This window comes from Candidatus Tectomicrobia bacterium, assembly GCA_016192135.1.
In the GTDB taxonomy this organism is placed as follows: domain Bacteria; phylum UBA8248; class UBA8248; order UBA8248; family UBA8248; genus 2-12-FULL-69-37.
The window spans coordinates 51,743-70,690 of sequence record JACPUR010000030.1; the positions used below are offsets into that span (position 1 = coordinate 51,743).

Annotated in this window: 20 protein-coding genes and 1 pseudogene; 7 read left to right on the top strand and 14 right to left on the bottom strand. The window is 69.5% G+C overall.

Annotation, left to right across the window (positions count from 1 at the left end):
• Positions 1–387: 387 nt before the first annotated feature.
• A complete protein-coding gene (locus HYZ11_12560) occupies positions 388–951 on the top strand; it encodes a molybdenum cofactor biosynthesis protein MoaB (protein ID MBI3128430.1) in 564 nt (187 codons plus the stop codon).
• Positions 952–962: 11 nt separating this feature from the next.
• Positions 963–1,595, top strand: a complete 633-nt coding sequence (locus HYZ11_12565) for a LysE family translocator (GenBank protein ID MBI3128431.1) — start codon at positions 963–965, stop codon at positions 1,593–1,595.
• Between the two features lie 13 nt (positions 1,596–1,608).
• On the opposite strand, the gene HYZ11_12570 is transcribed toward HYZ11_12565, so the two are convergent.
• On the bottom strand, positions 1,609–2,487 hold the full coding sequence (locus HYZ11_12570; protein MBI3128432.1) for an EamA family transporter: 879 nt from the start codon (positions 2,485–2,487) through the stop codon (positions 1,609–1,611).
• Between the two features lie 131 nt (positions 2,488–2,618).
• On the opposite strand from HYZ11_12570, the gene coaD reads away from it, so the two are divergent.
• The 5 genes from coaD (at position 2,619) to HYZ11_12595 (ending at position 8,217) form a co-directional block, all read left to right on the top strand.
• Complete coding sequence (coaD, locus tag HYZ11_12575) at positions 2,619–3,107, top strand: pantetheine-phosphate adenylyltransferase (protein ID MBI3128433.1); 489 nt, start codon at positions 2,619–2,621, stop codon at positions 3,105–3,107.
• Between the two features lie 157 nt (positions 3,108–3,264).
• Positions 3,265–5,211 carry a PAS domain S-box protein gene (locus tag HYZ11_12580; protein ID MBI3128434.1) on the top strand — a complete coding sequence of 649 codons (1,947 nt, stop codon included), beginning with the start codon at positions 3,265–3,267 and terminating at the stop codon, positions 5,209–5,211.
• A gap of 89 nt (positions 5,212–5,300) precedes the next feature.
• A complete protein-coding gene (locus HYZ11_12585) occupies positions 5,301–6,497 on the top strand; it encodes a pyridoxal phosphate-dependent aminotransferase (protein ID MBI3128435.1) in 1,197 nt (398 codons plus the stop codon).
• Entirely contained in the window at positions 6,497–6,739 is a 243-nt protein-coding gene (locus HYZ11_12590; GenBank protein MBI3128436.1) for a hypothetical protein, read from the top strand. Before HYZ11_12585 ends, HYZ11_12590 begins: the two co-directional genes overlap by 1 nt.
• Positions 6,736–8,217 (top strand): hypothetical protein, encoded by a 1,482-nt coding sequence (locus HYZ11_12595; GenBank protein ID MBI3128437.1) that lies wholly within the window; start codon positions 6,736–6,738, stop codon positions 8,215–8,217. The genes HYZ11_12590 and HYZ11_12595 overlap by 4 nt, the downstream gene beginning before the upstream one ends.
• Positions 8,218–8,450: 233 nt before the next feature.
• On the opposite strand, the pseudogene HYZ11_12600 reads toward HYZ11_12595, so the two are convergent.
• From HYZ11_12600 to HYZ11_12660, 13 genes and pseudogenes are all read right to left on the bottom strand, one after another.
• Positions 8,451–8,648: pseudogene (locus HYZ11_12600) on the bottom strand (NrdH-redoxin).
• Between the two features lie 98 nt (positions 8,649–8,746).
• A complete protein-coding gene (locus tag HYZ11_12605; GenBank protein ID MBI3128438.1) occupies positions 8,747–9,361 on the bottom strand; it encodes a hypothetical protein in 615 nt (204 codons plus the stop codon).
• A gap of 153 nt (positions 9,362–9,514) precedes the next feature.
• Entirely contained in the window at positions 9,515–9,976 is a 462-nt protein-coding gene (locus HYZ11_12610) for a selenoprotein B glycine/betaine/sarcosine/D-proline reductase (GenBank protein ID MBI3128439.1), read from the bottom strand.
• A 91-nt stretch (positions 9,977–10,067) separates the two neighbouring features.
• On the bottom strand, positions 10,068–10,496 hold the full coding sequence (locus HYZ11_12615) for a hypothetical protein (GenBank protein MBI3128440.1): 429 nt from the start codon (positions 10,494–10,496) through the stop codon (positions 10,068–10,070).
• A gap of 80 nt (positions 10,497–10,576) precedes the next feature.
• Positions 10,577–11,176 carry a sigma-70 family RNA polymerase sigma factor gene (locus HYZ11_12620; protein ID MBI3128441.1) on the bottom strand — a complete coding sequence of 200 codons (600 nt, stop codon included), beginning with the start codon at positions 11,174–11,176 and terminating at the stop codon, positions 10,577–10,579.
• Positions 11,177–11,369: 193 nt separating this feature from the next.
• Positions 11,370–11,831 carry a hypothetical protein gene (locus HYZ11_12625; protein MBI3128442.1) on the bottom strand — a complete coding sequence of 154 codons (462 nt, stop codon included), beginning with the start codon at positions 11,829–11,831 and terminating at the stop codon, positions 11,370–11,372.
• Between the two features lie 70 nt (positions 11,832–11,901).
• Entirely contained in the window at positions 11,902–12,123 is a 222-nt protein-coding gene (locus HYZ11_12630) for a hypothetical protein (protein MBI3128443.1), read from the bottom strand.
• A gap of 143 nt (positions 12,124–12,266) precedes the next feature.
• On the bottom strand, positions 12,267–12,584 hold the full coding sequence (locus HYZ11_12635) for a zf-HC2 domain-containing protein (protein MBI3128444.1): 318 nt from the start codon (positions 12,582–12,584) through the stop codon (positions 12,267–12,269).
• Between the two features lie 25 nt (positions 12,585–12,609).
• Entirely contained in the window at positions 12,610–13,191 is a 582-nt protein-coding gene (locus HYZ11_12640) for a sigma-70 family RNA polymerase sigma factor (protein ID MBI3128445.1), read from the bottom strand.
• Between the two features lie 114 nt (positions 13,192–13,305).
• Positions 13,306–14,568, bottom strand: a complete 1,263-nt coding sequence (locus tag HYZ11_12645) for an MFS transporter (protein MBI3128446.1) — start codon at positions 14,566–14,568, stop codon at positions 13,306–13,308.
• A 7-nt stretch (positions 14,569–14,575) separates the two neighbouring features.
• Entirely contained in the window at positions 14,576–15,865 is a 1,290-nt protein-coding gene (locus HYZ11_12650; GenBank protein MBI3128447.1) for an MFS transporter, read from the bottom strand.
• Between the two features lie 207 nt (positions 15,866–16,072).
• The gene (locus tag HYZ11_12655; GenBank protein MBI3128448.1) at positions 16,073–17,581 is read right to left on the bottom strand and encodes an ATP-binding protein; all 1,509 of its coding nucleotides are present in this window, start codon (positions 17,579–17,581) and stop codon (positions 16,073–16,075) included.
• A gap of 55 nt (positions 17,582–17,636) precedes the next feature.
• Complete coding sequence (locus HYZ11_12660; protein ID MBI3128449.1) at positions 17,637–18,899, bottom strand: tyrosine--tRNA ligase; 1,263 nt, start codon at positions 18,897–18,899, stop codon at positions 17,637–17,639.
• Positions 18,900–18,948: the final 49 nt, after the last annotated feature.

Below are 18,948 nucleotides of genomic sequence, written 5' to 3' on the forward strand. Positions count from 1 at the left end.
CGCAGGCGGAGCCAGCCTTTGCCCGGCCCGGCCGCCCCTGAAATAAGAAGCATCCATGCGCGCGGCTGTCAGGGACGTATGGCAAGCCACGCGTAACTTGGACGGCAAGCGGAAGCGGGGCGGCCCCCCCCCTCCCTCCGGGAGGGGGACGGGGGGAGGGAAAACCCGCCAGCGGGCCTTTCCCCCCCCCCCCCCCCCCCCCCCCCGGGGGGGGGGACGGGGGGGGGGAAAACCCGCCAGCGGGCCTTCCCCCACCCCAGCCCTCCCCCGGCGGGGGAGGGAGAAATAACCAACGCCATTCATGTCCGGGTTTGAAGTTTGCCCCTCCCCCGGCCCTGGGATACAAAAGAAATGCGCTTGTCGCCCGGAAAACCCGAGGAGATCGCCATGAACCCCACGCCCGGAGGCCCCTCGCGCGAGGAGGTCTCGGCCGCCGCCCAGAAGAAGACTTACGAGGAGCACCGGGCCGAGGGGCCGGACGCCGTCACCTGCGCCGTCATCACCGTGAGCGACACCCGCACCGAGGCCAACGACACGAGCGGCAGGCTCATCCAGGACATGCTCCAGGACCGCGGCCACCGCGTGGCCTTCTACCGCATCGTGAAGGACGAGCCCGACCAGATCCGCGCCGCCATCGAGGCCGCCTGCGCCGGGGCGGGGGTGCAGGTCGTCATCACCAGCGGCGGCACCGGCATCACCCGGCGCGACACCACCTACGACGTCGTCGCCTCGATGATCGAGAAGGAGATGCCGGGCTTCGGCGAGCTCTTCCGCTTCGTGAGCTACCAGGACATCGGTACCGCGGCCATGCTCACCCGCGCCACCGCCGGCACCTACCGCGAATCGATCGTCATGACCCTCCCCGGCTCCGGGAACGCCTGCCGCACCGGGATGGAGAAGATCATCCTCCCCGAGATCAGCCACATGGTAAGAGAGGTGCTGAAGAAGTAGGAGAAGCGGACATGCCGATCGACCCGGGTGCGCTCGCCGTGTTCATCGTGACGGGCTTCGTGCTCAGCATCACACCCGGCCCGAATATGCTCTACGTGCTGGCGAATGCGGTGGGCCAGGGGCCGAGGGCCGGCCTCGTCTCCTCGCTCGGCGTCGGGGTGGGAGCCTTGCTCCACGCCGTCGCCGCGGCCTTCGGGCTCTCGGCCATCCTCGCCGCGTCCCCCGCGGCCTTCGACGCCGTCCGCTACGCGGGCGCCGCCTACCTCGTGTGGCTGGGCGTGCAGGCCATCCGCAAGCCGGTCGCGCAGAAGAGGCTGGACGGGGACGCAACGTCCTCGCCGGAGGCGCTGTTCCTCCAGGGGGTCATCACCAACGTGCTGAACCCCAAGGTGGCGCTCTTCTTCCTGGCGTTTCTGCCCCAGTTCGTCCGCCCGGAGATCGGTTCGGCCGCGCTTCAGATCCTCCTGCTCGGGCTGCTTTTTAACGTCACCGACACGGCGGTGAACGTGGTGGTGGCGGTTTTTAGCGGCGGGCTCAGCCAGCGGCTTCTCCGCAGCGTCGGGTTCTCCAAGGCCTTGGCGTGGTTCTCGGGCCTGGTGTTCATCGGCCTCGCCGCGCGGCTGGTGGTCTCCAAGAGGGGCTGAAGGGGGCCGCCCCTCACCTCGCCATCGCCAGTAGCGCCAGCCCCGCCGCGACGAGGGCCGCCCCGCCCATCTTACGGGCCGCGCCCCCTTCCTTGAGGACGAAGACCCCCAGCGCGGCCCCCAGCACCACGCTCACCTCGCGCGCCGGCACCACGTAGCTCACCTTGCTCATCCGCATGGCGAAGAGGACGAGGAGGTAGGAGCCCATGGTGCACAGCCCCCCGACCGCGATCCGGAGCCAGGCGCCGGGCTCCCCCGCCAGCGCCCGCAGGCTCCGCCCGCGCCCGCCGCTCAGCGCCCAGGGCGCGAGGAAGAGGACCGAGATGAGGACCATGAGGTAGATGTAGGCCTCGGGGGAGACTCGCGTTACCCCCGCCTTGTCCACCACCGAGTAGACGGAGGTCGCGAGCCCCGTCGCCAAGGCCCAGCGGATGGCGCCGCCGCGGCCCGCCTGGGCGGGCGCCCGCGGCCCGGCCCACAGCGGGAAAGCGTGGACGGCGGCGGCCCCCGACACGATCAGGAGGATGCCGGCGCCCCCCGCGGGGGAGACGCGCTCCCCCAGGAAGATCCCGGCGAAGACGGCGGTCAGGAGCGGGGCCGAGCCACGGGCCAGGGGATAGACGGTCGAGAGGTCTCCGGTCTGGTAGGCGCGCGCCAGGGCGAGGAAGTAGAAGGCGTGGATGACGCCCGTCGCCAGGATGAAAGGCGCCCCCGCCTGGAGGGAGTCCATCCCCGGGAAGCGGGCGACGAACAGGGGGAGGTAGAGGACGAGGGCCGCGGCGAGCGCGCTCCAGAGGGCGGCCAGCGGGTCGCCGCTGCCCTTCACCCAGAAGTTCCACCCGGCGTGGATGAAGCCCGAGACCACGACGAGGAGGAGGGCGAGGGGCTCCAAGGCGGCCTCCGAAGCCGGGCGTTGAGATGGCGTCAGGTTGACACACCTCGGGCGTTAAGACTAGGTTGGCCGGGCCATTTGGAACGATCGCATGCCGGCTTCCGCCGGACCGGAGAAGGAGGCGGCCCTCCTTGGCGAATACCCATGCCATCTACCCGGGCACCTTCGATCCGCCCACGAACGGCCACCTGGACATCGTCCGGCGCGGCCTCAGGCTCTTCTCCCGGGTGACGGTGGCGATCTCGGTCCACCCCTCGAAGGCGCCCCTGTTCAGCTTCGAGGAGCGCCGCGCGTTCTTCCTGGAGGAGTTCCGGGACACGGCGGACGTCGAGGTGATGAGCTTCGAGCGCGAGCTCCTGGTGGCCTTCGCCCGGCGCATCGGCGCCCGGGCCATCATCCGGGGGCTGCGCGCGGTGAGCGATTTCGACTACGAGTTCCAGATGACCTTGATGAACCGCCGCCTGGACGACCAGCTCGAAACCATCTTCCTCATGCCCAGCGAGCAGTACAGCTTCATCAGCTCGAGCCTCGTGAAGGAGGTGGCCTCCCTCGGCGGGGACATCAGCCGCCTGGCCCCCCCCTCCGTCTGCGAGGCCCTGGCCCGGCGCCTCAAGGCATAAGGCGCCTCTAGGCGCGGGAAACGGCCTCTTTCGAGAAATGGCCTCTTTCGGGAAATGGCCTCTTTAATATCCCCGGTTCGTCCGCTATACTCCTTTTTTCCCGCAGGCTTCGGACTTCCGCCGCCGCAATATGACTGCGAATATGATTGGGCCGCATTTGCTTCATTTCCTCGACGGAACGCGGGACCCCTCCCAGGCCCTGGTGGGGGCCTACGACCCCGGCCTGGTCTTCCTCTCCTACGCCGTCGCCTCCCTGGCCTCCTTCGCCGCCCTCACCCTGGCCGACCGCCTCCTCGACGCCTGGATGCCCGGCCCCCGCAAGGCCTGGCTCGCCTCCGGCGCCCTGGTGCTGGGGATCGGCGTCTGGGCCATGCACTTCGTGGGCATGCTGGCCTTCCAGCTCCCGGTCCCGGTGAACTACAGCCTCAGGGTCACCCTGCTCTCGATGGTCCCGGCGATCGCCGCGAGCTTCGTCGTCCTGACCGTCCTGTCCCGATCGGCCGTCACCAAGGGCCAGCTCATCGCCGGCGGCGTCCTCATGGGCGCCGGCATCGGCGCCATGCACTACACCGGCATGGCCGCCATGCGCATGCGCGCCGACATGTTCTACGATCCGGCCCTGTTCGCCCTCTCGCTCTTCGTCGCGATGGCGCTCGCCACCGCCGCCCTGTGCATCAAGTTCCTCCCCGCCCGGCGCGGGGGGGCCGCCGCCCGCTGGGCCGGCGCCCTCGTCATGGGCCTCGCCATCGTCTGCATGCACTACACGGCCATGGCGGCCGTCTATTTCTTCCCGGTCCCCGAGGGGGCGGCCCCCCTCATGGGCGAGGGCTCGGGCTTCTGGCTCGACCCGGACCTGCTGGGAGGGCTGACCGGCGCCGTCACCATCGCCGTCATCCTCCTGGCCCTCGCCGCGCTGGCGCTCGCCCAGAGCGGGCAGCGCTACCACATGCTCATGGAGAGCGTTCGGGATCACGCGATCTGCACGCTGGACCCGGACGGCTGCGTCAGCGCCTGGAACGCCGGGGCGGAGCGCGTCCACGGGTATTCGGGAGGCGAGATCATCGGCCGGCATATCTCCGCCTTCTACCCGGAGGAGGCCGTCCTCGCGGGCGAACCCCGGCGGGCGCTGGAGGCCGCGGCGCGGGAGGGGCGGTTCGAGGAGGAGGGCGGCTGGCGCGTCCGGAAGGACGGCTCGCGCTTCTGGGCCGGCGTGGTCATCAACGCGCTGCCGGACAAGGAGGGGAACCTCCGCGGCTTCAGCATGCTGGTCCGCGACGTGACGGCGGTGAAGCGGGCGCACGAAGCCCTGGAGAGGAGCAACGAGGCGCTCCGGAAGGAGATCGCCGAGAGGGAGGCGGCCCAGGAGCAGCTGCGCCTCTCGCAGCAGAGCCTGCGGCGCCTTTCGGGCGATCTCATGCGCGCGCAGGACGAGGAGCGGCGCCACTTCGGCCGGGAGCTTCACGACAGCGTGGGGCAGTACCTGACGACGCTGAAGATGGGGCTGGACGCGCTGGGATCCGAGGCGGGCGGGCGCCCGGCGGGCCGGCGGCTGCGGGAATGCATCGAGCTCGCGGAAAAGTCCATCGCCGAGGTGCGGACCATGTCCTACCTCCTCTACCCGCCCATGCTGGAGGAGATGGGCCTACACACCGCCGTCTCCTGGTACCTCGACGGATTCGGCAAGCGCAGCGGCATCCGGGTGCGGGCGGAGGTCGGCCGGGAGATCGGGCGGCTTCCGCGCGACCTGGAGCTGGCGCTCTTCCGCGTCCTCCAGGAGAGCCTGACGAACGTCCTCCGCCACTCGGGGAGCCGGACGGCGCAGGTGCGGCTGCTGCTGCAAAAGGGCGAGGCGCGCCTCGAGATCAAGGACCACGGCAGGGGCATGCCCCCCGGCATGCTGGACTCCATATTCGACGGGCAGGGGACGCTGGGGGTGGGGCTCCGCGGCATGAGCCAGCGCCTGGAGCAGCTCGGCGGCCGGCTGGAGATCGAATCGTCCGGCTGGGGGACGGCCGTGACGGCGCGGCTGCCTCTCCCGGCGGAGGCGCCGGCCGGGCCGCCGGCGCCCGGCGGGGCGGAGCCCGAGCCGCATCCGGCGCGTTGAGCCCGGGCCTCCCCCGCGGCTATAATCGCCGCCCGGCCTTCCAGGCCCCGGCGGCCCGTTCGCCTTTCTCTTCGTTCCCGGAGCACCCGATGCGACTCGCCACCCGCATGAGCAAGCTGCCCCCCAGCCCCACCCTCGCCATGAACGCCAAGGCCGCCGAGCTGCGCGCCCAGGGCAAGGACGTCATCTCCTTCGCCGCCGGCGAGCCCGACTTCGACACGCCCGGCCACATCAAGGAGGCGGCGGTCCAGGCGCTCAAGGACGGCAAGACCAAGTACACCGAGGTGCGGGGCATCCTCCCCCTGCGCGAGGCCGTCTGCGACTGGGTGGCCGAGCACAAGGGCCTGCGCTACGAGCCCAAGAAGCAGGTGGTGGTGAGCGTCGGGGGAAAACAGGCGGTCTTCAACCTCCTCCACGTGCTCCTGGAGGAGGGCGACGAGATCGTCATCCCGGCCCCCATCTGGGTGGCCTACGAGCCGGTGGCCGTCCTCGCGGGGGCCAAGGTGGTGCTGGTCCAGACCTCGGAGGCGAGCGGCTTCAAGTTCACCCCGGAGCAGCTCCGGGAGGCCATCACCCCCCGCACCAAGCTCGTGGTGCTGAACAGCCCCTGCAACCCGACCGGCTGCGTCTACAGCCGGCGCGAGCTCGAGCGGATCGCCGAGATCGTCCTCCCCTCGAACGCCATGGTGCTCTCGGACGAGATCTACGGGAAGATCCTCTACGACGGGGAGGAGCACGTCTCCATCGCCTCCCTCTCGGCCGAGATGAAGGAGCGCACCATCCTCCTCGACGGCTTCTCCAAGACCTACGCCATGACGGGCTGGCGCCTGGGCTACACCCTGGGGCCCGCGCCCATCGTCGAGGCCATGGACACCCTCCAGAGCCAGAGCACGAGCAACGCCGTCACCTTCGCCCAGTGGGCCGGGATCGCCGCCCTGCGCGGGCCGCATGATTTCTTGAAGGGCTGGGTGGCCGAGTACGACCGGCGCCGCCGCGCCGTGGTGGAGGGCCTGAACGGGGTCGAGGGCCTCTCGGCCCTCATGCCCAAGGGCGCCTTCTACGTCTTCCCCCGGGTGAGCGGCCTCTTCGGGCGCAAGGGCCCCGACGGGAGGATCAAGGACTCGAACGACGTGGGCCTCTACCTCCTCGAGCACGCCCAGTGCGCCTGCGTGCCCGGGGTCGGCTTCGGGGACGGCGCCTTCATCCGGCTCTCCTACGCCACCTCGTTCGAGAACGTCCGGAAGGGCATCGAGCGCATCCGCGCCGCCGTGGGCCAGCTCGGCTGATGCTCGCCTACCGCCTGGGCCGCGCGCTTCAATTCCTGGCGATGGTGGACTGCGGCGTCGCCCTGCTCATCGGGCTCTCCGCGCCCCAGGCCTACGGGATCCAGCTCCTCGTGCTGGGGTCGGCGGCGCTCCTCTTCGGGGCGGGCCGGCTGCTCCAGCGGCGGGGCGAGGCTTCTCTGCCAGAGGCCTCCCCGCGGGAGGCCGGCCTGCAAGAAGCCCCGCGCGGGCCGGCGGGGCCGTGAGCCCCCCCGCCCCGCGGTCCGCCCTCGCCGCGTGGTGGGACAACCGCTCCGGGGCCTACCTCCGGGAGAACCTGGGCCCGGTCGAGAGCGAGGTCCGCGCCCAGCTCGCCCCCCTCCTGTTCCCCCCGGCCGCCGAGCCCACCCTGCCCGAGGTGTGCCTGCCCCTGGCCTTCGCCCACCTGAGGCTCCTCGCGGGCGAGGAGCTGAACGTGGTCCTCCGGCGCCTGGAGGGGCTGGCGCGGCTGTTCGGGGCGCCCGGCGCGCGCGTGCCCGTCGGGGCCGTCTATCTCCTGCTGACCGCCCTGACCTCCACGCCCGGGCGGCTCTCCTCCCTGGCGCGGGCGCAGACCGCCTTCTTCAGCCTCCTGCTCCGGCGGCTGGCCGGCCTCCTGGATCAGGGGGCGGGCGAGGACGCCATCCGCCGCGAGCTCACCGAGGCCTGGGGCATCCAGGCCGACCAGGCGGCGGGGCTGGCGCTGAACGGCGCGCGCGCCTTGTGGCGGCGCCTCCAGGACCCCGGCCTGGGGCTCCGGCCGCTGTCTTTCGACTTGAACGAGTGGCTCGCGGCGCGCGATCTGGCCGGGGCGGCGGCCGGGGCGCGGCGGCTCTTCCCCGGCGCCGGGGAGCATCCCCACCTCGCTCCCCTCGTCGAGCGCCTGGCGGCGGCCGAGGCCATCCGGGGGGCGCTGGAGCGGGGGGGCGAGCCCGCCCGCATCGCCGAGTGGGCCGGGACCCACGCCCTCCTCCTCGACAGCCTGCGCGGCGCGGCCGAGAACCTCGTCCCCTGGGAGGCCGAGGGCCTCCGGCCCGCCGTGCCGCTGCTGAGCGCGCTGCTGGGCTGGTCCCGGCGCCTGGGCCTCCTCGACCAGGGCGAGGCCCCCACCGCCCAGCCGGGCCGGGAGCGCCTGCCGGACTGGCTGCGCGAGTTCCTCGCCTCGGGCGCCCCCCCGGCGGCCATCCCAAGCGGCCCGCCGCTTGGGGAATCTGGGAGAGGGGGCGTGCTCGCCGCCGGGCGCTTCCTCGTGGGGAGCGGCACCTACCTCGCCGCGGGGGTGGACGCCAAGGCGCCCTCCGGGGCCGCCTCGGCCTCGCTCTCGCTCGAGCCGCCGGCGGCGGGGGGAGAGGAGGCGGCGATCGCCCTCCGCTTCGGGACCGGCGAGGCGCGGCGCTTCCCCTTCCGCCTCTCGGACGGCAAGGACCTCCTCGCGGCCCTCCACCTCGGGGATCAGCCCGACGTGCGCTTCGACCTCATCGTGCGCGGGGAGGACGGCCTCTGGCGCTTCGGGGCCTCCTTCTACCTCGCCCCCCCGCCCGCCGAGCGCGAGGCCTGGACGCGCGGCCTGCTCGAATACCTCCATCTCCGCCACGGGGGGGAGGAGGACCGCATCAAGGTGGCGATCTTGCGGGGGATGCCCGGGGGGAGGGAGGGGGGCGATGTGCCGTCCGCCGGAGGGAGCGGCGGGCCGGTGTCACCCTGAGCCCTTCGCTCCGCTCAGGACAGGCTCCGCGAAGGGTCTACGTCAGCGGCCACGCGCGAAGATTCCTCGCTGTGCTCGGAATGACAACTGGAGTGATTCGGGGAGTCAGACCTCCTCCTCCCGGGCGTAGGCGACCGCCAAGGCGAGGCCGAATACCAAGTGACGGCGAGCCTCCCGTGCGCGAGGGATGCGTAGGGATAGTCCTTGCCCTTTCACCTGCCGGAGAAGCGGCGTCAGGCCAGGAGGCGCGCCACCTCCGCCCGGTTGGCCTGAAAACCCCTGATCACCTGGCCGTCAATGACCAGCGTGGCCGTCACCCGGCTTTGGTATTTCTCCGTGAGTTCCTTGAATGCCGCGGGGTCCGCCTGAATATTCTTGCTTTCGAAGGGTACGCTTTTGCGCCGGAGGAACTCCTCGGCCGCCGTGCAGTCCCCTCAACCCGGCTGGTGGAAAAGGATCACGTTCTTCGCGCCCATGTCGATTCTCCGGTTAGGTGGCAAGAGTTGCGGACGAACGGGCGGCAAACGCCTCAGATTCCTTTGTCTTTCAGCCGGTGCCTTTGGGCGTAGGGGACGACCATCCGTTCCCCCACCATCTGGGTCGCCTTGTCGGGGATTCGCGCCAGCACCGCGGGAAGGGCCAGGAACAGCCATCCCGCCTGGGTCTGGCCCCAGAACCATTCGCTCACTTCCTGGGGGGTGGGGCTCCCCGGCTGGCTGACGACGGCTTCCGTATAGAAGGCTCGCAGGTCCTCGCAGGCGAGCTTGAGCAGGGTGGCGGGGGACATGCCGGGCCGGGGGTTCTCCTCGGGCTGCCCGGCGAGGTATGAGACGATGTGCCGGGCCGCCTGTTCCGGTTTCAGGCCACTCACCCCCACCGTGGAGCGGCCGCGCTTCTCTCTTCCCAGGTCGTACCACTTCCCCAGCATGCGCATTTCGCCGAGCAGGGCGGTCAGGTGGCCGGTGGGGTCGTCCAGGGGCTGGGGCCTGGGGCGCAGGTCCACGGGGCAGGCCCACCCGCTCGCATCACTGCCGGAGCCCGGGGCGTCTTCGTCGTAACTCTCCAGGACGGGCCCGGAACCGGCCTCCAGGAGGATAAGCGCCCGCCGGAGCACCCTTCGTTGAAAACCCGGATCGTTCGGCACCCCAAAGGGGCGCCCGAAGTCAAAGGAAACCCATAGCGCCCGGGGAGGGCAGATCTTCTCCGTGTGTGGCCGAACCAGGCTGATCTGCGTGGTGGGGATACCGCTGCCCTCGAGGTAATGTGCCAGCCCGCCCACGGCGCGCGTGCAGTTGGGTCAGACGGGACAGAGGATGACGCCATTCACGCCGTCCTTCTTCAGGAGGTCCGCCAGCTCGCGCGCGGAGGCCTCCATCCGCTCGGGCGGGGTCGCCCCCATGAACGAATAATGGAAGTCGGCCGCGGAGCCCACCTCGCCGCGGCCCTCGAGCTCCATCAGGCGGTCGATGGGAAACACCACGTTCACGTCCTGCTGGTACCCGGACCGATCGAAGTTGCTCGATATATGGCTCATTTGAAGTTGCCCGGAAGGCGAAGTCCGGGGGATGATGCGGTAGTCGCCCGAACCGGGAGCGAAGGTGGGCTCGCCGGGAAGGTGCAGGCCCGCCGTGGAAACGATGGCGATTCGCCTTTGGGAAAGGGGAGGGCCCGTCATCCAGGGCCTGCCCGCGAAAACGGGCATGTCCAGGCTCTGCAGATGGGCGATTTCCGCCTCGCTCAGGTCACCGAACCGGGCCATCGTCTCTCCTTGTCAAAAGCCGCCGCTAGGGAGGTGAAGATTAAGGGAACGAGAGAAGGGGCGCAAAGGGCTCCTGCTCTCTCGCGGCATTTCAGACCTCCTCCTCCCGGGCGTAGGCGACCGCCAGGGCGAGGCCGAACACCAGGTGCGCGATGAGGGAGGTCAGCAGCCCCCGGATCGCGGCCGGCCGGTTCCAGAAGAAGCCCAGAGGCCCCACCAGGCCGCCCACGACCTGGGCCGCCACCGTGGTGACGACCCCCACGCAAACTCCCTTCATCCATGGGTTTTCGCCCGGCACCCACTCCCGCCACCGGGCATACATCAGGCCGAGGATCGCCCCGTTGGCGTAGTGCGCCGCCAGCCCCATCCAATACGTGGTCTTCCCGAGCGAGAACGCCATCAATCTGGCCGGATCGGAGGGGGGCAGGTGAATGGCGACGAGCCAGTAGGCACATACAGACATGATGTAGGTGGCGATCAGGCCCGAAACGGTGGCGCGCCAATAGTTAGGCCGTTCCATGGACGACTCCTCCCTTTTTCCGCGAATTTCCACAAAACGGACGGATGATCCAACGTCCAAGAACAGCGCGGAGCCGACTTTTATTTCGCCTGAATCGCCTGAAGCGCGCACGAATTTTTCGGCGAATTCTTCGGAAGTGGTTGGTTCAATGGGGCGAGGCATTGCTGAAGCATCCGCCTCGCCCGCCACAGGCGGCTCATCACCGTCCCCAGAGGGCATCCCTCGATTTTTGCGATCTCCTTGTAGGAGAAGCCCTCCACCTCGGAGAGGATCAGGATCTGGCGGAATTTTCCCGGGAGCCGATTCAGGGCCTGATCGAGCTGCTCGAAGGTCAGCTTGCGGATGACCTCGGCCTCGGGGCCTTTCCCCGCCGAATGGAAGCTCTCCAGCCCGAATTCTTGCAAGGCTCCCTCGGCATCCACCAGGTCCTCGTGAGGCGGAAGCTTGGACCGGTGGCGGTACTGGTTGATGTAGGTGTTGCGCAGAATCCGGAAGAGCCAGGCCCGGCAGTTGCTCCCCGGCTCGAACTGATGGAAGAAGCGCAGCGCCTTGAGGTAGACCTCCTGGACCAAGTCATCGGCTTCAACGGGATCGCGGGCAAGCCGCAGGGCGCCCCGGTAGACGGAATCCAGATGCCGGAGGGCTTCTTCCTCGAAACAGCGCCGGTCCGAGATCAGCATGGCTCCCCTCGATGCGGATAGGTGCTGCATGCCCATGTTTTGTGCCCATGCTTCCGGGTCATTCATCCGGGAAGCACGGCCGCCCCTTCGTCCGGCTTAGGGGCGGCCGCGGCTTGACCGGCCGCTTTTCCGTTGACGCTATAGAAGGCGCCGCCGCCTCCGGTTCCTCCCCACGAGAGGCTCAGCCGGCATGTCACCTGAAGCAGCAGGCGATCTTCCGCGAGACGGACTCCCCCGGCGCCCGCGTGAGGGCCGCGTAGGAAAGCCCCATGACGCCGCCGAAGATCAGGTGCCAGACGAGGCTCGGGATGGTGGCCGCGACCGCCGCGGCCGTCCACTGGAGGCCCATCCCCATCATGAGGGGCATCATGGTCAGGGGGCCCAGGAACCACCAGGCGAACCCGTAGACGAGCCCCCACAGGGTCGAGGGGATGAAGCCGCCGGCGAGCCGGGAGAAGAGAACCCCGAAGCTCACCCCGATCGCCCAGCTGATCATCAGGTGGATGATCAACCCGAGGAAGGAGGAGCTCCCGCCCATCATCGATGCGATCATCGCGAGGGCGCCTTGGCTCGCCATCCAGAGCCCGAACGCGATGCCCCCGAACAGCCCCGCGATCCCTCCGGCGAGGCCTTGCTCGACGAATCCTTTATCCAGCTTTTTCCACGACGCGGTCGTGATCATGTTTTCCTCACAAAAAGGTGGAACCTTGACCCCGAAGCGCCCGTCACTTGGGCGCGCAGGGGTTCTTGGGCTGCGGGGCGCACGGGTTCACGGGCTTGGGCGCGCAGGGGTTCTTGGGCTGGGCGGCGCACGGGTTTCCCTGCTGGACGGCGCACGGGTTCGCCGGCTTCCCCCCGCTGGGCGCGGGCGCCGAGCTTGCCGCGAACGCAACGCTGATTCCCCCGAGCGCGAGCAAGGCCAGGGGCAGAACGATCTTCTGGAACATATCTTTCTCCTCGATCCGAAGTGATTTCTCCGGCCCGGAATCCGCGGGCCGCGGTCCTGGCCGCTTTCACCCACCTTTGACCCGGCGCTGGGGGAAACGATTCAGGAAAAGAAAAAGAGGGGGAATTCCGAGGGAATGAGTGCCTATCCGTGCTTTTTCTCGTCCAGTTCCTTGAGGGCGTGGAGGTATTCCGCCCGGAGGTTTTCCATCATCTCCCGGGCCGCTTCCTCCGGGATGGGGGTGGAAGGATCCCACCGGAGGATCTGAGAGGTCTTCTCGAGGGACTCCATGAATTTTCGGCAGGCGGAGCATACCTCCAGGTGGGAGCGGAGCTTTTTCGTCATCTCGGGACCGAGTTCCTTGTCCAGGAACTGCGAGAGGAGGGGGGTGACCTCCCGGCAGGGGAGGACCCTCCCCCGCCCTGGCGTACCGAACATCCTCCTCAGCAGATACCTGAACATGGGCCGCTCCCCTTTGAAAACGACGTCATTTCCCGGCTTTCTTCAGGAACTCTTTCCGCACGTACATTCGCGCCCTGTGAAGGCGGCTCTTCACGGCCGATTCCGATATCTCCAGCATCTCCGCCACCTCGTGCGCGCTGTATTCTTCGCGGTCGCGCAGCAGAAGGACCGCGCGGTATTCTTCGGGGAGGCGGGCGATGATCCCCCCGAGTCTCCGGCTCTCCTCGCGGCGGATAGCCAGCTGTTCCGGATCCGGCATGCGCCCGCTCCACCGGTCCCACCAGCCGGGGGAAAGCTCTTCGAGGGTCTGGACATCCACCGTCTCACGGCGGGGGCCGCGCCTTTCGTTCAAGAATACGTTCATTGCGATCCGGTGGAGCCAGGTTTTCACCGCCGATTCCCCGCGGAACGAGGCCATCCCCCGGAACGCCCTGAGGAAGGTCTCCTGAACCAGGTCCAGGGCCTCGTCCGGATCGCCCGTCAGGCGCGCCAGGAGGTTGTAAAGCGGCCCTTGATTCTCCCGGACCAGGGACTCGAAAGCCTGGGTATCGCCCGCCCGCAGGCGCGAAAGAAGAGGGGCTTCCTGCGATTCTGCTGGCTCGCCCATTCGAGGCCCCCGATGCCCTTCCCCCGTCTCTTTTGATGCACGAAACGTGAAAAAGGTTCCGCCATTTTGGAAGGTGAGTTCACGAAGTTCCGGACAACCGTGCCTGCGGGGGCCTCACGCCCGCACCCGCCGTATCGCCGCCGCCGAGACGAGCCGCGTCGCGGCCATGAGGAGGAAGACCCAGAGCCAGCCGTTCGGGGCGAGCGAGAGCCACCCGAAGATCCAGGCCTGGGCCGCCGCATAGGCGTATCCGTGGAACGAGAGGAGGCCCGCCGCCGTCCCGGCGAGCCGCCGCCCCGCCAGGTCCACCGCCAGGGCGGGCACGGGCGCCAGGTTGATGGCGAACCCCCCCGTGATGAGGAAGAAGGCGGCCAGGGGCGCCGAGTGCGCCGGGCTCAGCGCCACCCCCGCGATGGCCGAGGCGCTGGCCAGGGAGGCCGCCACGATGACGGGGGATCGGTTGCCCTTGAAGATGCGGTCCGAGAGGAAGCCCCCGGCGAGGGGGCCCAGCATGAGCCCCACCGGGTAGGCGAAGGTCACGAGGGCCATGCCCTTGAGGTCGAAGCCCCCCATCTGGGCGTAGTAGACCGGCACCCAGGAAACCATGCCGTAGCGCGCCAGGGTGTCGAGTCCCCGCACGTGGCAGGCGATCTGGAAGCGCCAGTTCCCCAGGAGCAGGAGGTAGGCGCCGAGGCCGCGCCCGCCCGCCTCGGAGGCCTCCTCGGCGGCGCGCGAAACCTCGGAGGGCTCGGCGTACTCGGGGAACCCCGCCTCGGAGGGCCGGTCGCGGACGGCGGGGTAGAAGAGCACCCCCGCCAGCGCGAGGGCCAGGGGCGGCCAGCGCAGGGCGGCCCGCCAGCCCCAGGCCGAGGCCACCCAGGGCGCCACCATCCAGACCATGAGGAGGGCCGTCCCCGCGGCGGCGCTCGCCGCGCCGATGGCGCGCCCGCGCTCCTGCCGGGGCCACCACTGGGTGATGAGGCCCAGGCCGGGGGACCAGGCGGCCGAGCTCATGAAGCCGGCCGCGGCCCATAGGGCGAATAGGCCCGCGACCGTCCCGGCGTAGCTGGCCAGGACGTTCAGCAGGGCCGTCCCCAGGGCCCCCAGGAGGATGACGCGGCGGAAGCCCGCGCGCTCGGCGATGCGCCCCCACGCCAATCCGCCCAGGGCGAAGCCCCAGAACATGCCCGAGTTGACCCAGCCCGTCTCGGCCTGGGTAACGGCCATGTCCTCGATGACGGCGGGCTGCACCAGGCTGAAGTTGAACCGCCCCAGGTAGTTGAAGGAGTAGAAGGCGAAGTAGGCGATGAGGACGCGCCACTTCCAGCGGTGGTAGGCGGGGGGGAGGTCGGCGTAGGCGACCTGCGCGGGGCTCACGCGCTCCCTACGCCTTCACCCGCCAGATGGCCGCCGCCGAGATGATCCGCGTCGCGGACATGGCGAGGAAGACCCACATCCAGCCGTTCGGGGCGGCCAGGGAGAGCCAGCCGAAGAGCCAGGCCTGCAGCGCCCCGTAGATGTAGCCGTGGGCGTCGAGGACACCCGCGGCGGTCCCGGCGAGGCGCCTCCCGGCCAAGTCCACGGCGAGGGCCTGGATGGGGGTCATATTCACGAAGAAGCCCCCCACCATGAGGAGGATCACCGCCAGCGGGATGCTCGACGCGGGGCTGAGGGCGATGCCCAGGGTGGCGGCCGCGCTGATGGCGGCGCTGATGACGATGACGGGGGTGCGGTTGCTGTGGAAGAAGCGGTCCGAGAGGATGCCCCCGGCGATGGGCCCGAAGAGGTAGCCGAGCGGGTAGGCGAAGGTGAGCCAGCCCATCTCCTGGAGGGTGAAGCCCCCCACCTGGGCGTAGTAGACGGGCGCCCAGGAGACGATGCCATAGCGCACCACGTTGTCGAGCCCCTTCACGTGGCAGGCGATGAAGAAGCGCCAGTTGCCCAGAAGGTGGAGGTAGGCGCGGAGGCCGTTCTCGCTCGCGCCGCCCGAGGCCTCGGCGTCGCGGGAGACCTGATCGGCTTCGCGGTACTCGGGCAGGCCCAGCTCGGCGGGCTTGTCGCGCACGCTGAGGTAGAAGAGGACGCCCGTCACCGTGAGCAGGAGCGGCGGGTAGCGCAGCGCCGCCCGCCAGCCCCAGTGGGCCGCCACCCAGGGCGTCACCGCCCAGACCACCAGCAGGGCGATCCCGGCCGAGGTCCCCACCCAGCCGATGGCCTTCCCGCGGTCGCGCCTCGGCCACCACTGGGCCACGATGCCCAGCCCCGGCCCCCATGCCGAGGCGTTCACGAAGCCCACGAGGGCCCAGGGGACGGCGAGGGAGGGGATGGTGTCCCCGAAGCTGGCCAGGACGTTGAAGACGCTGGTCCCCACCGCGCCCGCGAGGATGAGGTTGCGGAAGCCGATCTTCTCCCCGAGGCGCCCGTGCACGAGGTCGCCTAGGGCGAAGCCCCAGAACATCCAGGAGTTGATCCAGCCGGTGTCGGCCCGGGTGATGCCCAGGTCCTCGATGACGGCGGCCTGGACCAGGCTGAAGTTGAAGCGCCCGAGGTAGTTCGTGACGTAGAAGAGGCAGAAAGCCACGAGCACCCGCCACTTCCAGCGATGATAGAGGGCCGGGAGCTCCCCGTAGTCCACCTGCTGGCCCGGGAGGGGGGAGGCGGCGGGGGTGGTCATGCGTTCATTCCTCGCCCTCGGGGAATTCAAAATGCAGGGGCGCACGGCCGTGCGCCCCTACGGATCATATGCCGGAACGAATTGTTGCAAGGGCGTATGGCAATATGCCCCTACGGAACCACCGCGACGGCCATCCGTAGCGGCGGTTCGCGAACCGCCCCTACAAAAACGGACGCGCAAACATCCGCGATGGGATCGCAAAATGCCCTATTTCAGCAAATCCGACACGCCGGCCGAGGTGGCGAAGGCGGCGTCCCCCTCCTCGAAGCCCACGAAGTAGCTCTCGCAGGCCCTGAGGAGGAGGTCCTTCGTCATCTCGGGCGTCTTCTCCTCGAACTTGGCCAGGTCGATCAGGTGGTCGAGCAGGTCGCGGGGGTGGCAGGCGGTGAAGGGCCGCTTCCGCGCCTCGTAGACCTCCTTGATGAGGTCGTTGTAGACGTCCTCGCGGAATTCGATGCCCTTGCCCTTGCAGCTGCGCTCGAAGTTCTCGCGGAAGCCCTCTCGGTCCAGGGGCCCGATGAAGAGCTTGTGGCAGAGCCGGCGCATGAAGGCCTCGTCGAGGAGGTCCTTCGGGTTGATGTTCGTGCTGAAGATGACGAGCTGGTCGAAGGGCATCTGCACCTTGTTGCCCGTGTGGAGGGTGAGGAAGTCCACCCGGTTCTCGAGGGGCACGATCCAGCGGTTGAGGAGGTCGCGCGGCCGCACGAGCTGGCGCCCGAAGTCGTCCAGGATGAAGATGCCGTTGTTCGACTTCACGTGGGGCGGGGCCTCGTAGGTGCCCGAGTGCGGGTCCATCTGGAGTTCCATGGTCTGGAGCGTGAGCTCGCCGCCCACGACCACGACGGGGCGCTTGCAGCGCAGCCAGCGCTTGTCCTCGGGCTGGGGGCCCTCGTCCAGGCGGTGGACCGAGGGGTCGTAGAGCCGGACGACGAAGCCGTCCACCTCGATGGCCTTGGGGATGGCGATGGCCCCGCCGAGCAGGGAGGAGAGGGCCACCGCGATGGCGGTCTTCCCGTTCCCCGGGGGGCCGTAGAGGAAGATGGTGCGCCCCGAGTTCACGGCGGGCCCCAGCGGCTTGAAGAGCCGGTCGCTCACCACGAGGTGGGAGAGGGCCTTCCGGAGCGACTCGATGTTCACCTGCACGCCCAGCACCGTCTGCTTCTGGACCATCTTGACGTAGGTGGTCATGGGGACGGGGATGGCGCCCATGTAGCCGCTCAGGCGCATGTACTCGCGGGCGCGGTTGCGGCCCTCGCTCGTCATCACGTAGCGCCGGGTGGTCGAGGCGTAGCCGGCCGCGGAGGCCACCTCCATGCACTTGAGGTTGCGCCACTCCTCCAGCAGGTCGTTCGTGATCTTGACGGGGAGGCAGAGCTGCTCCGCCGCCTCGTTCACCGTGAAGGTGTCGAGGATGGCCACCGTCTTGAGGACGTGGGGCATGAGGAAGTCCGGGCGGATGCCCAGGTCCTCCACGCTGCGGGGCTCGCCCAGGCTGAGGGGGTCGTAGTCCCCGGCGGGGGCCTCCTTGCCGTCCTTGCCCGGGGGCGCCGCCTGGGGCTCCCGGGGCTTGAGGAGGCTCGGCGCCGCGGCCGGAGCGGATCCGGCGGGCGGGGCGGGAGCCGCCGGCGGGGCGGGCGCGGCGGTGGCGGCGGGCGCCTCGGGCTTCTTCTGCTCGGGGTCTTCGGCCGCGGTCTTGAGCCGGTCGAGGATGCTCATGCGCTTTCCTCCGCGAAACGGATGCGGGCGCCGTGCGGGGCCCGCTCCAGGAGGCCTAGGGTTGCCGGAATTGCACCAGATGATAGTTCTTTTTCCCCTTCCGCAAAAGGACGTATTTGCCGAAGAGGAGGTCATTCCGAGACAGCGCCGCGCCTTCTTCCCCGATGCGGCGGTTGTTCACGTAGACGCCCCCGCCCTGGATGTCCTTCCGCGCCATCCCCTTCGAGGAAGACAGCTGGGTCTCGACCAGGGCGTCCACCAGGGGAAGGGGGAGGGCGCCCCCGCGCTCCGTCCGGGGCATCTCCTCGGCGGCGGCCAGGAGGTCCCCCTCCCGGATGCCCTCGAGCTCCCCGCCGAAGAGGATCATGGACGCCTTCGCGGCGCTCCGGGCGGCTTCCTCTCCATGCGCCAGCGAGGTCATCTCGCGCGCGAGGCGCCGCTGGCCCTCGCGCTTCTCGGGCGCGGCCAGGTGGACGTGCTCGATCTCCTCGATCTCCTCAACGGACATGAAGGAGAAATACTTGAGGAAGCGGCCCACATCCGGGTCCGCCGTCTGCATCCAGTACTGGTAGAAGCGGTAGGGGCTGGTGCGGGCCGGGTCGAGCCAGACGTTCCCCGCCTCGGTCTTCCCGAACTTGCGGCCGTCCGAGGTGGTGATGAGGGGGAAGGTGAGGCCGAAGGCGGGCTTCCCCCGCACCCGGCGGATGAGCTCGATGCCGGCCGTGATGTTCCCCCACTGGTCCGAGCCCCCGATCTGGAGGGCGCAGCCCTCGGCGTCGTGGAGGTGGAGGAAGTCGCAGGCCTGGAGGAGCATGTAGCTGAACTCGGTGTAGGAGATGCCCGCCCCCGCGACGCGCGCCTTGACCGACTCCTTCGCCTCCATATAGGCCACGGTGAAGTGCTTGCCCACGTCCCGCAGGAAGTCCACGAGGCTCATCCGCGCCAGCCAGTCGGCGTTGTTGACGAGCTTGGCTCTGCCCGCGCCGAAGTCGAGGAAGCGCCCGAGCTGGGCCCGGATGCCCTCGACGTTCCGCTCCAGCGCCGCGCGGCCGAGGAGGTTGCGCTCCTCGCTCTTGCCCGAGGGGTCGCCGATCATTCCCGTCGCTCCCCCCACCAGGGCGATGGGGCGGTGGCCCGCCCGCTGGAAGCGCATGAGGCCCGCGATGGGCATGAGGCTCCCGACGTGGAGGCTGTCCGAGGTGGGGTCGAAGCCGCAGTAGAGGGTCATCCCCCCGGCCTCGAGCGCCTGGCGGAACTCGGGCTGGTCCGTGAAGTCGTGCACCAGGCCCCGCGCCTGGAGGTCTTGAAGGAAGGTCATCGAATCTTCCCCGTCTGACGGTCTCGTCTGCAGGGCGGGTTTGAAACCC

Excerpts from the sequence above, each read along its gene's own strand:
- HYZ11_12560 (MBI3128430.1), top strand. The coding sequence starts at position 388 with ATGAACCCCACGCCCGGAGGCCCCTCGCGCGAGGAGGTCTCGGCCGCC.
- HYZ11_12565 (MBI3128431.1), top strand. The coding sequence starts at position 963 with ATGCCGATCGACCCGGGTGCGCTCGCCGTGTTCATCGTGACGGGCTTC.
- HYZ11_12585 (MBI3128435.1), top strand. The coding sequence starts at position 5,301 with ATGCGACTCGCCACCCGCATGAGCAAGCTGCCCCCCAGCCCCACCCTC.
- HYZ11_12590 (MBI3128436.1), top strand. The coding sequence starts at position 6,497 with ATGCTCGCCTACCGCCTGGGCCGCGCGCTTCAATTCCTGGCGATGGTG.
- HYZ11_12610 (MBI3128439.1), bottom strand. The coding sequence starts at position 9,976 with ATGGCCCGGTTCGGTGACCTGAGCGAGGCGGAAATCGCCCATCTGCAG.
- HYZ11_12615 (MBI3128440.1), bottom strand. The coding sequence starts at position 10,496 with ATGGAACGGCCTAACTATTGGCGCGCCACCGTTTCGGGCCTGATCGCC.
- HYZ11_12620 (MBI3128441.1), bottom strand. The coding sequence starts at position 11,176 with ATGCTGATCTCGGACCGGCGCTGTTTCGAGGAAGAAGCCCTCCGGCAT.
- HYZ11_12630 (MBI3128443.1), bottom strand. The coding sequence starts at position 12,123 with ATGTTCCAGAAGATCGTTCTGCCCCTGGCCTTGCTCGCGCTCGGGGGA.
- HYZ11_12635 (MBI3128444.1), bottom strand. The coding sequence starts at position 12,584 with ATGTTCAGGTATCTGCTGAGGAGGATGTTCGGTACGCCAGGGCGGGGG.
- HYZ11_12640 (MBI3128445.1), bottom strand. The coding sequence starts at position 13,191 with ATGGGCGAGCCAGCAGAATCGCAGGAAGCCCCTCTTCTTTCGCGCCTG.
- HYZ11_12650 (MBI3128447.1), bottom strand. The coding sequence starts at position 15,865 with ATGACCACCCCCGCCGCCTCCCCCCTCCCGGGCCAGCAGGTGGACTAC.
- HYZ11_12655 (MBI3128448.1), bottom strand. The coding sequence starts at position 17,581 with ATGAGCATCCTCGACCGGCTCAAGACCGCGGCCGAAGACCCCGAGCAG.
- HYZ11_12660 (MBI3128449.1), bottom strand. The coding sequence starts at position 18,899 with ATGACCTTCCTTCAAGACCTCCAGGCGCGGGGCCTGGTGCACGACTTC.